Consider the following 14,788-nt stretch of genomic DNA (forward strand, 5'->3'; position numbering starts at 1 on the left):
CGGGCCGCCACCCCCGCGGGCCCGGACGCGACCGGCCCGGACCAGGGCCCCTCCGCGCCCGCGCCGGTGCCGCCGGCCCCACCCGCACCCGAACCGGCCTCACCCGCGCCGCCCGGCCCCGCCAGCTCCGGCGAGACCGCCGAGGCAACGGCCCCGGCGGCGGACGTCCGGGCCCTCCGGGACGAGGTGAACGCCGCCATCGCCGACGCCGGCCTGCGCGACCACGGTGGCCAGGTCGCCGCACTGACCCACGAGGACCACGTCGAGATCGTGGTGCTCGACCGGTCCGGCCGCCGGCACCGCGCCGAGATCCGCCTCGGCGACGGTCTCTTCGTGGAGCCGCTCGCGCCGCTCGCGGGCGCGGACCGGTTCGCGGTCCCGGCGCCTGCCGACGGCCCGACCCGGACCCGGATGATCGAAGGCGAGCTGCGGGTCCTCGCCGAGCAGTGGGGCCTGGCCGACGCGGAACCCTTCGCGCCCGGCCCGCAGCCGGTGCAGTCGCCGGAACCGCTGCCGGTCACCCCGCGCCGCGCGCCCGTCGTGGAACCCGTCGCGCCCGCGTGGATCCGCCAGGGCGACGGCAGCGACGGTCCGATGCGGACACTCGCCGAAACCGTCGTCGCCCGGATGGCCGGGCACCCGGTCCAGGTCACCGCGACCCGCGCCGACACCGGCGAGGTCCACCTCCAGGTCACCTACGGCGACCAGCGGCCGCTCACCGTCGTGGTGCGCGAGGGCACCGAGGTGTGGCCGTACTTCCAGGACCTGCGCGACGGCGTGCCGGTGCGCGACGACACGTTCGGCCTGCGGACCGGCAACACCTACGACATCCAGCTGCCCCTGACGGCCCTCGGTGACACGCTGCCCGCCGTGGTGGCCGACGCGGTCCTGCAGATCACGCTGTCCCGCTTCCGCGCCCAGCTGAACACCCCGGACCCGGTCCGGTTCTCCCACGAACCGGGCGAAGCCATCCCGGCCGCGGTGGCCGAGCGCGGCGTGGCCCGCGCGGCCCTGGGCGGCTCGGCGCGCGACCTGCGCGTCACGGCGGGCCCGGACGCCGGCGCGGCCACCGTCCGCGCCACCGACTCCGGCGGCAGGCCCTTCCGCGTCGAGTTCCGGACCGTCGAGGGCATCGACGCGCCGCGGCTGCCGGTCGCGGCCGGCGACCACCTGCCGTACGTGGTCGAGGTGCCGCCGGGCACCACGCAGGCCACCCAGGTCCGGATGGTCGCCGACGGGCTGCGCAACGTCCTCGGATACCGGCACGCCGCGCTCGGGCTCGGCGACCCGCCGCCGCCGCGTGGGGAGATCCCGCCGGACAGCCAAGCGGATCTGCTCCCGGCCGTTCCCGGACCGGGCGCGCATTTCGGCGTCCAGACGATGGACCTGACCGCCCTGTTCCCGCAGGTGCAACCGTTGCGCACCGCCGCGGAGCAGATCGCCGAAGACGTCGGTGAGCGACACGCGGAACTCGACCGCGCCCAGCAGGCTTACCTGGCAGCCCTGAACGCGATCGAGGATGACGAGGCCTACTTGCCGTGGGTCGCGCAGGAGTTGGCGGAGCGGCTCAAGGTAGCCCCCAACGACACTCAGGTGCTGGAAGCGCTGGAAGCGGCCTACGACCTGAGCCGTGCCGAGATCGAAGCGCGCATCGTCGAGCCGGCAAAGGTGCTCGACGGGGCACAGGTCATCGAACCGCCCCCGAAGATCGCGCGCGAGATCATCGGACGGACCGCGGTGGACATGATCCGCCTCGTCGTCGACCACCGCACTCGCCTGCTGGTCACGGCCGTGAACGCCGGGAACCGGATGGCCGAGGCCGAACAGCGGTGGCAGCAGGCGCGAGACCACGGTGCCCGTGAGATCGAGCGGATCCGCCAGGACGCCATCGAAGACGGGCTCCCCGAGCGGTACGCGAGCAACGCGACGTCGGCTGCCCTGGCGCGTGTCCTCGACGAGGGCAGGCGGCCGGAGTTCAAGCCCCGCGCCTTCCCGGACAACGCCGGCAAGATCAAGTTCGGCGCGCGCGCCTACGCACCCGGCGACCTGGTGGGAGCGCGCCGCGATCTGGCCCGCGGCGTGCGTGAGCACGAACCGGCCCGCCGCGCGGCCGAGAAACGGTACCGCGCTGCCGCTGCCGATCTGCGTCAGGCGCGCAGGAGAATGAACGAACGCCGTGGGTGGGCGCCCGGCCTGCTGCGCGGTGAGGGTGACACCGCCACCGATGCGCAGACGGTGGCCAACGCGCTGAGCCTCCCGGTGGACTACGTCACCGCGAGCCGTGCCGCCGAAGGCAGGCTGCCGTTCGAGGGCAACCGGACGGAGATCCTGCGCTTGGCCGCCGCGGAGGTCCGCACGCGGCAGGCCGAGCTGGACCGGGCGATCGAGGCCTACCTCGTGGCGGAACAGGTCCGCGACGAAGCGCACCGGGCCTATGTGGATGCTCTGCGCGACGTGATCAAGGCCGCCGCGAACGACGGGGTCAGGCTCGTCGAGATCGCGCAGCGCACCGGCCTGAACGACAGCGAGATCAGCCGGATCACGGGCCGCGTGGTCGCGCCCGGTCGCGCGGAAACCGAATCCCGCTACCGGCTGCCCTACGTCGACCGTTACCTCGAAGCGCACGGACGACTGGACAGGTTCGCACGCCGCTTCCTCAGTGCCGATGCGTTGATGGAGATCGACGAGTTCACCGTCAAGATCCAGGCGATCGACGTGAATTCGCCCGACGCGCTGCAGCAGGTGCTGGACCTCGGGGTGCCGCAGGACTTCGCGCTGATGCTGTTCACCAACCGGCTGTCCACTCGCGACATCAGCGACGTCCACCACCACCTCCTCAGCTATGCGCTCGACAACCAGTTCCTCGGCGCGGGCCGGGAGAACTCGGAAGAGGCCAAGACCCGCAGGAAGCAGGTGCTCGCGTGGCTGAAGCTCGAGCCGAAGATGAGCCTCGCCGAGCGGCAGCTGCGTTACCGGGCGGCTCGGGGCGACCTGGGCCGGATCCTGTACTCGGCGATCCGCGAGCGCGCCTTCGGCGCCGCCGCGGCCAGTGGTGCCGTCTACTACGGCTTGGTCCCCATGCTCCGGGCCGGGCTCATCGACAAGAAGAACATCCTGGAACTGCAGGGCAAACTCGCCGACGTCCTGATGTTCAAGATGTACCGCGAGCTGTCCGAGGACGTGAAGTGGCGGGCCGACGTCGGCTTGGTCGGCACTCGCTGGGACATCCCCGGCGCCGAGGGCTACGACCTCACGATGCTGATGGCCGAGTTCGCCTACCTCGGCGCGGAGCAGACCGACGACAAGGAGGCCATCAAACAGCTGCTCGGCGACGAGGCCAACACCACCTACAACCCGAAGTGGACCAACCAGCTCAAGCTCACCGTCGCCGCGACGGTGCAGGTCAAGGCCGATCTCGCCGAGGGGAGGCTCACCGGCACCGCGGCCGAGGAGGCGCGCGCGCTGCTCGGGGACCCGGATTCCCTGACCTCGCCAATGGACAAGGCCGACTACCTCGACCAGCTCGTCCACAACGGTGAGACGCTGCGGTACCTGCTGCGCTCGGCCGGCCGTCCGGAGATGGCAGCGAGCCTGCCTGCCGAGGTGCCGGACATGTTCAACCCGCACCTGCTGGCGAAGCTGCGCGCCAACCGGATGACCGGGCAGACCTTCCTGCTGCACAAGGACAACGGGTTCGCCACCGTCGACCTGAACGGGCTGTTCCGGGCCGGCGATCCGGACGAGCGCGGTCTGATCCCCATGATGGCGCTGATGAAGCACCACCCGGAGTTCCGGAACAACCGGATCATCTGGGCGCACATGGGCGTCGGCAACTGGACGACCCTCACGGTCGACCACATCGACATGCTCGACCGGATGATGCAGCTGGTGCCCGGCCTGCACCTGGACTTCTCGTGGACCCCGCTCGGCCAGTACCTGCGCGACAACCCGGCGGTGTTCGAGCGGTTCATCCAGTTCGCGGTCAAGTACCAGGACCGGCTCATCTTCGGTTCGGACGGCATCAGCATGATGCCGAGCACGCAGCTGGACCGGCACGCCACCGAAATGGAGCCGGTCTACCGCGCGATCATCGAACGTCATCCCGATGGCGAGGCGATCGTCGCGAAGCTGCGGGGCGGCAACTACGTCCGCGTGACCGGCGACGCGGAGGGCGACGGGGGTCAGCGGTTCGTCGACGAGTACTTCTCCCGGCACCACAACGCCTGGCTCGAGGTTCTGTCCGGCAAGCCCCCACACGTGATCGAGGGTTTCCACCGCAAGGCGAAGGAGCTGATCGACAAGGGGCTCGTGCCACATCCCGACCAGGCCGTCGGACCCGGTGTGGGCATGGGCGACGGCTCGGACGTCCGGTCCGCCGAAACCCCGGCCGATCGCAGCCAGCGGTTCGTCGACGAGTACTTCTCCGATCAGCGCGACGCCTGGCTCGCCACGATGGCCGACGCGCCGGAGTCGGTGCGTGAGGCGTTCCACGCCCGCGCTCAGCAGTTGTGGGACCAGGGTTTCCGGCCCCGCGACGGCCAGGCGGTGGGCCCGTCCGGCACCCGCGACGGGAACTGGCGCGAGAACCCGCAGATCCAGTCGTTGCACCACGCCTACCAGATCGCCTACGGCCCGTTCCGCCAGGCGGAGGGTGCCAAGCAGGTGGTGCGCGACATGAAGTCGCAGATCCGCAAGGCCGTGGCCGACCGTTTCGCCCAGATCCGCGACCGCAAGGGTCTCCAGCCCGTGGAGACGGACGAGCTCGGGCTGCAAGCCCCGGTCGAGGCGCTCATCGCCGCGCACTACGCGATGCAGGCGGCGGAGGGCCTGAGCCGGGAGGAACAGGAACAGCTCGTCGGCAAGGTGCTCGCTGATGTGTCGAAGACGGAGAATCAGCGGCTCGCGACGGAAGAGATGCAGGAGAAGCTCCACGCCCATTTCCGCAGGCGCGGATTGGTCGGCTGGACGACCGTCGCCGCCGCCGCGACAGCGGGAGCCACTGCCGCCGTGGCCGGTGCCGTTCCCGCGGCCGTGCTGGGGGCCGCGGCCGGTACCGCGTTCGTCGTGCGGTCCCTGCTGACGAACTTGAAGACCGCGCACACCCAGAGCATCCGGGTCGCCGTCGAATCGATCATGGAGCGCGAGCGCGTCGACGTGGAGTCGGTGCATCGCCTCATGAAGATGACCCGCAAGCTGATGGTCAACGAGATCTCCCCGGGCGGGCGGAAGTTCCGCGGCGACTTCGCCCACATCGTCGCGCGGGTGGTCACGCTGTTCGAACAGCGCGTCAAGGAGATGCTGAAGGCCTACATCGCCGCCGTCGAGCTGGGACTTCCCGAGAACGTGGACGCGCAGAGCCGTCGCGTGCTGGCGAACATGGCGTTCTCGCGGCTGAAGGACTACGTCAACCGCATCCTCGGCGCCACTTCGGACTCCATCAACCGGATGAACCCGACGGCGGGGGTGTTCGGCCGGCTCTCGCATGTGCTCACCGCCGGGACGTGGCTGGTCAACGCGATCTACCAGCTGTACCAGGCGGTGCACGCCTCCGGTATGACCGCGTGGGTGTCGGCGGCCTACCTGCCCTCGTCGATCCTGTTCGGGATCACCGCGATCCCGGCTATCTGGTCCTACTACGACCCGGTTTCGAAACCGGGAATGCGCAAGATCCAAAACATCGTCGCCTTCCCGTTGCTCACGATCGCCAACGCCGGTCTCACCGCGCAGTACATCGGCGATTTCCTCGCCGGCGGCGGAAGCGCCCTCAACATCGTCGTCGGGACCACCTTGACCGCCGCCACCGCGGCGCTGTCGAGGTTCGGCTTCCGGATCGAAGCGAAGCGGGGCCGGGTCGGCGCCAAGCTCGGTCCCGGCGCGATGTTCTTCGCGCAGAGCGCCCTGACCGCGATCGGCGCTTCGATGATCACCAGCAACCCGGTGGTGCTGGCGGCGACCGGAGCGTTCGCGCTCGCCGGCCCGGCGATCTACCTCGCCCGCGGCGCGTGGGCGAGGTTCCGCGCGATCGATCGGTTCAAGCCGTCGGTGCACACCCGCTACGAGGGCGGTGCACCCGCGCGGGCGCCGCGACCGGAGATAACCGCGTCGGCGTCCGGAGACGGCAGTCAGCTGGAGTGGGGCCGGGTCCGTCGGGGCCTCGACGCGGTCGGCCGGCTCGCGCACCAGCCCCACCCGGCCACCGCGGCCCAGCAGTCCGCGCTCGCCACGCAGGTCACCCGGAACCTGCGCGAAGGTGATGCGGAGAAGCTGGCCGAGCACACCCGGCGGTCCTCGCGCGGCCCGGCCACCGGTCCGGGGCCCCGTCGTGATCCGGCGCCGGGCCCCAGCCGCCCGGCCCGGACGGTGCACCGCGGGGACGATCCGTTCGGCACCGGCCGCGCCGACCGCGACACCGCCCCGCTTCCCGCGCCGCGCACCGGCCGCGATCCCGGCGGCCTCGCCGGTGGTGCGTTCGCCTACCACTCGCAGCCGGGCGAGACCCCGGGCGACGGGAGTGTGTTCGGGGAACCCGAGGTCACCCCGTTCCGGGAGCGCGAGCACCACGTGCTGGGCCGGCCGTGGAACGTCGGGCAGGCGGCCGAACCGGACGAAGGCTTCGACGAGGCGCTCGCTGCGTGGATGCGCAACCACCACGGTGTGCCAGAGGCGGACGGGGTGTGGCAGTTCGCCGACCCGCAGGGCAACACCTTCCGCGCCCGCGTGACGGTCGATCCGGACGCGCCGCGGCCGCGGCTGTACCCGCCGGGGGACGACGGTCTCGCCGAGATCAGGCTGCCCGGGATGCCGGCCGAGCCGAGCCACCGCACCGTGCTCCTGGGCAAGACGATGACCCAGGCCCTGCGGCTGCTGCCCAACATCGTCCAGCCGGTGGCGTCCGCGCCGGTGGGCATAGCCGATCTCGTTCCCCGCCCCGGCACGCCACTGTCCGCACAGGACGCCGGCCGCGGCTTCGCCCGCCTGGTCCGGGGCGTCACGTTCGCGGGCACCGAGGTGTGGCTCGAAGACGCCCGCACCGACGAGAACTCGGTCCACCTGCGCTTCGCCTCCGCCGGCGAAGAGTTCGTCGCCCTGCGCACCTTCTTCTGGGACGGCGGCACGTTGCGGGCAGGGCACGACCACGTCGCCCAGTCCCCGGTCGCCACGGCCCTGGACGAGTTCCTGCGCGAGCGCTACCGCGAGTGGGGCGTGTCCTCTGTGGACGAGTCCGTGTCCGGCGAGACGGCGGTGACCAGGGCGCTGGCCGGTCAGGACTGGGCTCCCGGACAGGAGGGGCCCCGGTCGGCGCGGGAGGTGCTGGCGCACCTGACCGAAGAGCTCCAGCACCTGCGCGACGGCCGGAGCCGCCTGGCGAAGCAGCTCGAACTCGGGGCGCGGGGCGGTGCCCAGCAGACCGCCCGCCGGTACGGCGCCGCCGACCCGGACACGCTCCTGGACACGCTGAACCGGCAGATCGCGGCCGCCGAAGACATCCTGGCGCGTGGCGGGGACGACGCGTTCGGACGGCCCGATTTCCCGTCACCGCGGGAAATCGCCGAGATCGGGGCGCCCGGCCGGGCCGCGCTGAGCGCGCCGCGGTCGGTCCGCCTCCGCGCGGACCTCTCCGCTCCGGAGCGCGAGCCGTCCTGGCGTCCCCAGCCGCCGGCCGTGCTCACCCTGGCGTCGGGAGCGGATCTGCCCCTGCAACGCCACGACATCGTCTACGACGAGATCACGATCGACGAGCTGCCCCGGCACGAGACGACCGGTGGCTTCGCGCGGACCGCCGGGGAAGCCTGGAACCTGCTCGCCGCCGACGGCAGGCTGACCGTGTCGCTGCCGGTGGCGGTGTCCCCGGACCACGTGGCCGAGGTCCGCGCGGGTCTCGGGAAGTGGTTCGCCCGCACGGAATACGTCACCGTGCCGGGGGAGCGGCCCCGGATCGTCGCCTGGATGCCGCGCGGCCGTCCGCTCCCGGTCCCGCCTCCCACGGGGCGCGTGCACCTCGCCGGTGCCGGCATCGCCGCGGCCCGGCCCGACGGCGAGTTCGACCACGTCCGGTTCGACGACCTGCCGCCCGCCGCGTTCACCGGCCCGGCGATCGCCGCGGTCGCCAACGGCATGGCGGCCCTGCGCGACGGCGGCACCCTCGCCATCACCAGCAGCATCCGCACCGCGCCGCACCTGCCCGACCTGGTGCACGCGCTGGTGGCGTCCGGCGCCACCGCCATCACCGCGGACGGCGACGTCAACGTCGCCATCACCGCCGAGAAGGGCGAGCCGCGCGGCATCGGCCGGGTGTACCGCGAGGCCGTGCGCCGGCTCGAGGCGGCGGGCGCCGATCCCACCGACGCCGCGCTGGTGCACGCGCGGGCGCTCGCCGGAACGACCGGAACCACCTCCGGGGAACCGCGTCCGGTGACCCTGACTCTGGACAACTGGCGCCACGCCGACCTGAGCGGGGAGGCGCTCGCCCAGCTCGCCGACGCGCTCCCCGCGGGATCGACGATCCGGATCACCACCTCGTCCACCGCACCGGCCGGGATGATCCGGGTCGCGCTGGAGACGGCCGGCATCGCGGTGACCGCGGAGACCACCACGGGCAAGACCGTCATCACCGGGTACAAGCGGGAGGCCCCCGCCGCGCCCGTGCTCGTCGCACCGCCGGAGCCCGGCGACCGCCCGGCGGGGCTCGCCGGTTTCTTCCCGCACCAGGGGATCTGGGCGCCCGGGTTCGAGCACGCGGTGCGCGACTGGTTCCGGGGCCTCGGCGGATTGGCGGATGTCGTCGACGTGCGGGCGGTCAGCATGGGCGGGCGCGACACCATAACGGTGGTCGTCGACCTAGACCGCGGGCAGCCGCACGCCGCCACCCTGGAGGTGCGGCTGCACCGGGAGGCGGACGGACGAATCCGGGCCGAGCACCGGTACCCCGGTGCCCCGGACGCGCCGCCGCGGGCGCGGGGACTGGCCCGGGTGACACCACTGCTCGATGACATCTACCGCGAAGCGGGTGTCGCGGAGGTCACCCAGGAGGTGTCCGGGCAGCGCGGCGTGCACCTCGTCGAGGCCGGATACGGCTGGCACCCGGGCGAGCGGGGCCGTCAGGACGCCGCCCGCGCCCTGGCTCACCTGCGGGACATGCGGAACGCGATGGCCACCGCGGTACGCCGGAACCAGCCGTTCGAGGTCACGTACGGAACGCTCCGCGAACCCCGGACGCGGCGCGCGATCGTGCAGGCCGACGCACTCCTGCTCCGGGCCGCGGAACACGAGTTCGGCACCGCGGGATACCCCACCGCGCGGGAAATCTTCGATTTCGGCCGTCCGCACGTGCGTCTCGGGTTCACCGATCCCTGGCCGGGCAAGGACGTGCTGCGATCGATCGGGACCTGGACCGCGTACCGGGAACCGGCCGGGGCCACGGGTACCGGCGGAGCGGCGGCCGTGTCCCGAGCGGTCCCGGCGGCGCCGGCCGTGGTGCTCGACGGCGCCGACGCCGGGGCGATCAGGGTCCGCGACGGCGAACCCGCCCCGGAGATCGTGCTGCGGGGCGTCCGGCCCGACCGGGAGACCGGCGGCGTGGCCGGCGTGGTCGACGCCGCCTGGTCGAAGCTGCGCCACGACGGCCGGCTGGTGGTCGAGGTCGAACCGGGCGTGCCGGTGGACGCCGTCCGCGAGGCGCTGGAGTGGTACTTCACCGAGGTCGGCGCCGAGATCGGCCACGACGGTCACGGTCGCGTCGTCGGCTGGTCCAAGCGCGGCCGTCCGGTCTACCCCGATCTGCCGGCGGGACCGCGCCTCGACGTGGCCGAGGATGTCGCGGCGTCGTCGTTGCCGCACGGGGACTTCACCTCCGTCCACTTCGCGGGCGTGCGGGAGACCGCGTTCACCGGACCGGCGATCGGCGCGCTGCCCAACGCCTTCGACGTCCTGCCCGAGGGCGGCCGTCTCGTGATGACCACCGGCGAGGACGTGGCCGCCCACTTCGCCGACCTGACGGCGCAGGCGATCGCGCTGGGAGCCACCGAGGTGGACTTCCGCGGCGTCTGGACGGGCAGCGCCGCCGTCGAGATGGTGAAGGGCGATCACGACGCGGCCCGGTTCGCCCACGTGTACGCGGAGGCGGTGTCCAGGATCGAGGCGGCTCTGGCCCGGGGCGACGGCGACGAGGCCGGGCTGCGTGCGATGCTCGCGCACGCGCGGGACGAACACAGCCGCCACCTGGCCGCCGCGCAGGGCTCGGCACCGTCGGCGGACCGTCCCGTGCGGGTGCGTCTGCACCGGCTGCCCGCCGAGTCGCTGACGCCGGAGGCGATGCGCCTGCTGGGTGCGGCGATGCCCCTGGCGTCCACAGTGGAAATCGCGGTGGGGGCCGGTGCCGACACGTCCCGGATCGTCACCGCGCTCGCCGGGTCCGGTGTGGACGCTCAGGTGCACCCGGCGCCGGGCGGGTTCACCGTGTTCGGCACCAAGCAGTCCGACCCGCCGCCCGCTCCGGCGCCCGACCCGACGAGTGAGCCACCCGCGCCCGCACCCGCGCCACGGCCCGTGGTGACCAGCGCCGCCGAGGTCCTGGGCGCGGTGCGGCTGCTCGGCGACGCGCTGCCGGACCGCACGCGGGAAACGGCCACCGGCAGCGTGGTCCAGTTCCGCGTGGACGGCACGCCGGTCACGATCTTCCTGAGCTCCGGCGAGCTCCTGAACACCGCTGAGGAGACGGGCGAACCCGTCGTCGCCCGGTCGTCCGTCATCGCCGAGGACGGGGACCACCGGATCCAGGTGGAACTCGCCGCGGGCCTGAGCCCCCGCCAGGTCGGCCGCGAGATCGCCTACCACCTGGGGCGGTCGCTGCACGAGCTGAAGCAGCAGCGCCAGGGCCTGTTCGCCGGGCTGCTCGGCCGCAAGAAGCCCGGGCTGACGCCGGATCTCGCCGGCCGCCTGATGATCCTCGAGGCGATGGCCCGGCAGCGCGAAGCAGGCGACACCCCGGTCCGGGACCTCGCCGAGATGACGCGCTTCCTGGACCGGATCGCCGCCGTCCTCCCGGCCGGGCTGGGCATCCGCCAGGTGCAGGCCGACCACCTGACCGAGAAGACCCTCCGGATGCTGGCCGAACAGCCGGCGCCGGACGGTTCGGTCGCCCCGCGGACCACCCGGCGCGGCGAGGACCCGTTCACCGTCAACCGGTTCGACCCGGCGTGGCAGGGCGCGGAGATCCCGGTGACGCCGGCCCGCCGCGCGCCGTCGGTGCCCTTCGACGTCCTGCGGGAAACCGTGGCGCACGGCGACAACGCCTACGCGCTGCTGACCCAGGCCCTCGATCTGCCCGCGCTGCACCGGACCTTCGGCGACCTGCTGCCCCAGGCCGTGGAGGTCGCGCACATCCACGGCGCCGAGTACCTGGCCCGGCTCGCGCAGCGCTGGCAGGGTGATCTGCGCACCGGGCTGAACGCCGCGCTGAACGCGACCCCGCCGCGCCCGGTCCCGCGGACGCTCGCCGACGCGGCGCCGTGGTTCGGGTTCCGCGCCGACGATCTCCCCGCGTTCACGGCCTGGCTGGCGCGGGCCGGCATCCCGGCCGGCCTGACGCAGGCGGACCTGCTGCGCCTGCGCGAGGTCGCCGCCCTGCTGGTGCTGGGCGACCACTTCGTCACCGGCCCGGTCCGCAGGCAGTTCGCCGAAGCCGAGCCCACCGCGATCGGCGACGCGTTCCACAGCCTGCCCGCCGGCCTGCCCGCGGCCGCGCTGCTGCCCGGCTCGGACGCCGACTTCGTGCCGGCGGCCCGCGCGGAGATCGCGCGCCTGCCGCAGGCGGAGCAGGTCCGCCTCGCCCGCACCGCGCGGACGCTGCTCGACCTGTACCACCAGGGCAGGAACATCCCCGCCGGCGCGCCCGAGCGGATCCAGGCCGCGCTGCACGCCCACGGCCCGGAGTTCGCGGCGTGGATGGTCGGCCAGCTCATGGGCGCGGCGGTCACCGACGGCTTCGCCCAGCGCGACGTCGCCGCCGAGCTCGAGACGGCCGAAGCGATGCACCACCTGCCCGAGACACCGGAACCCGCGACGCAGCCCGATTTCGCCCCGGACCGGCGCGTGCGGACCCAGCTCGACGAGCTGGCGACGCTGGTCGGGGCGCACCAGCGCGGCTGGGCCGCCCTGGCCAGGGCCACCGAGGGCGGTGACGAGCCGGCCGCCGTCGTCGAACGCGCCGAGGAACTGGCCGCCCCGCTGACCGGCGTGCTGGACTCGCTCGGACCCCGCCTCGACGCGCTGTCGGCGCAGATCGACGAACTCATCGCGCGGCACGAGACGCGGGAGACCGAGACGGAGGTCGCCCTGACCCACCGGTACCGCCGCCTCGCCGGGGTGCTGGAGCTCGTCCGCAACCGCCGGGACGACCACCAGGCGCAACTGGAGCGCGCCGACCTCGCGCTGGTCCGGCTGCACCTGTGGACCCAGACGGCCGAGGAGGCCCGCGCCGCCGAGGCGGCGAACGAGCCGTTGCCGGACCTGGACGGCGAAGCGATCTCGTCCGCGACCGCCGAGCGGTACATCGAGATCTCGCAGCGCAACCTCGAACGCGCGGTCCAGCGCGCCGAGGAGCTGCGGCGGCCGTTCGAGGTGGCCCTGTCCGAGCTGGTGCGGGAGATCGAGTCGCTGCGCCGCGTGCACGAGGAGCACCCGCGGCTGGCCGCCCACGGCGAGGACCTCGACCCGGCGCAGGACGGGTCGCGGGCGCTGCGCCCGGATCCCCTCGGCGAGGACAAGCAGACCGCGGCGACCCTGTCCGAGCGCGACCTGGCCGCCGTCGCGCGGATCTTCGACCTCGTCGAGCAGCACCAGCGGGTCGTCCGGTTCCTCAACGAGCAGGGGCACGAGGGCGCCCGCGCCCGCGACTTCACCGGCCTCACCGATGTCGAGCCCGCGGTGCGGCGCGGGGTGGCCGAACTGGAGGCGGTCGAGGACGACCTCCGGCGCCTGGTCAACGGGGACGCCACCGGCGAGGACCACGGCCTCGGCCTGAGCGTCGGCATCGCCCGCAGCGACCACCGCTTCAAGCTGCTCGAAGACGTCATGCGGGTCCACCCGCGCTTCCGCGACCGCCGGGGGAGTGTCTACTACGGACTGACGCTGCTCGCCCAGATGCGCACGGCCGCGGAACACCCGGCACCCGGGCTCGCGTACGCGCTCGAAGCGACGCTGACGGAGAAGTTCGGCGACAAGAACGTCAAGGGCGTCCTCGACGACCGGCTCTACACCATCAACCTGCAGCAGAGCAACGAGTTCGCCATCAAGACGCTGTTCACTCCGGTGGACGAGCAGGAGCCGCCGGACGCGGTGGCCTCCGCCGAGCCGTCGTTCCACAACGTCGTCAAGGTGACCTGGTGGTCGGGCACGGACGCCTCGCGCGGCGGCCGCCTGTTCCGGTCCGGCTTCACGTTGCAGTTCAACGTCGGCCCGTCGCTGGAGCAGATCGAGGCGGGCACGCACCCGCTGGCGGAGGAGTTCCGCCTGCGGGCCAAGGCGAACTGGATCGAGCAGCACCACGAAGGCGTCCGCATCACCACGCGCGCCGACCTGGACGCGTTCATCGCCGAGCACGGCTCCGATCCCACCGAGGGCGTGCAGCTGGACATGCCGGCGATCGTGCCGGTGATGTGGGTCGACGGCGGCCAGCTGATCGTCGCCGTCCGCCCCGACGCCGGCCGCGACGAGGTGGTCGCGGCGCTGCGCGGGCTGCTGGTCGAGCAGGTCGCCGCCTACCGCTCGCAGCTGCCCACGGCCGGTGTCCAGGCCCGGACCACCCTGCTGGTCCAGCTCGGCAGCGGCGCGGGTGTCGCGGCGGGCACGCTCGCCTCGCTCGCGCTAGGCCAGGGACTCAGCGCCATCTACCTGATCGGCCGTGGGGTCTTCCTCGGCTGGTCCACCGCGGTCGCCCCGGCCGCGTACTACATCTCGATGGCCAAGCAGACCGAGGCCGCCAACGAGATGCGCCGCCTGCGCGCGTTCATCATGCGCGGCGGCATCGGCCCCACCGCCGAATCGCTCGCCCAGGGCGCGCACGACACGGCGACGACCCTGCAGCCGCTGGCCGAGCTGACCCACACCACGGTGCCGGACGCGCCGCCGCCGGAAGCACCAGGGCTGCTCACCGGTGACGAGCTGACCGATCTCCAGCAGCGGATGACCCGCCTCGGGGCGGAGCTCGCCGAGCAGGTGGCGGCGCAGCGGTTCCCGCAGAGCTACCTGCACAACGCGGAGCTGCGGAAGACCTTCGCGGAGATGGCGGAGGTGCGCTGGGAGGACGAGCGCATCGCCGAGCAGGACGCGGGCACGCAGTCCGTGCGCGACGCCGGCACCCTGGTGCTGAAGCTGCCCACGGGCGAGACGCTCAAGGTCTCGCTGGTCATCGGCGCCGTGGAGCGCTCGTTCCAGCTGCTCAAGGGCGGCGACGTGCCGTCCTCGGAACAGCGCTACTGGATCGGCGTGTCCCCCAACGCCTACCTCGGCGGGGACGCCGCGATCCGCGCCGCGCTGGCCGAGCAGCTGGTGGACGTGGTGACCAAGGGCTCGCAGCTGTGGATCCAGCCCACCCTGCAGTCGCTGGCGAAGGAGAACTTCACGACCCTGCCGCTGGAAGCCGCGATCACCACCGTGTTCAACCTCTCCGCGGGCAGCCCCGAGCTGATCACGCCGCTGATCATGGGCAGCGCCGGGTCCCGCGGCGGGTTCATGTCGTCGCGCTACCTCAACTTCAAGTACAACGCGCTGGCCCGGAAGCTGTGGGAGG

General features: G+C 73.1%; 1 pseudogene (cut by a window edge). It reads left to right on the top strand.

The features are described from left to right. Positions 1-14,788: pseudogene (locus tag D0D15_RS27525) on the top strand (hypothetical protein) (its annotated part continues 14,011 nt past the right edge of the window); the annotation flags it as partial.

The organism is Amycolatopsis thermalba (assembly GCF_003385215.1).
In the GTDB taxonomy this organism is placed as follows: Bacteria; Actinomycetota; Actinomycetes; order Mycobacteriales; family Pseudonocardiaceae; genus Amycolatopsis_E; species Amycolatopsis_E thermalba.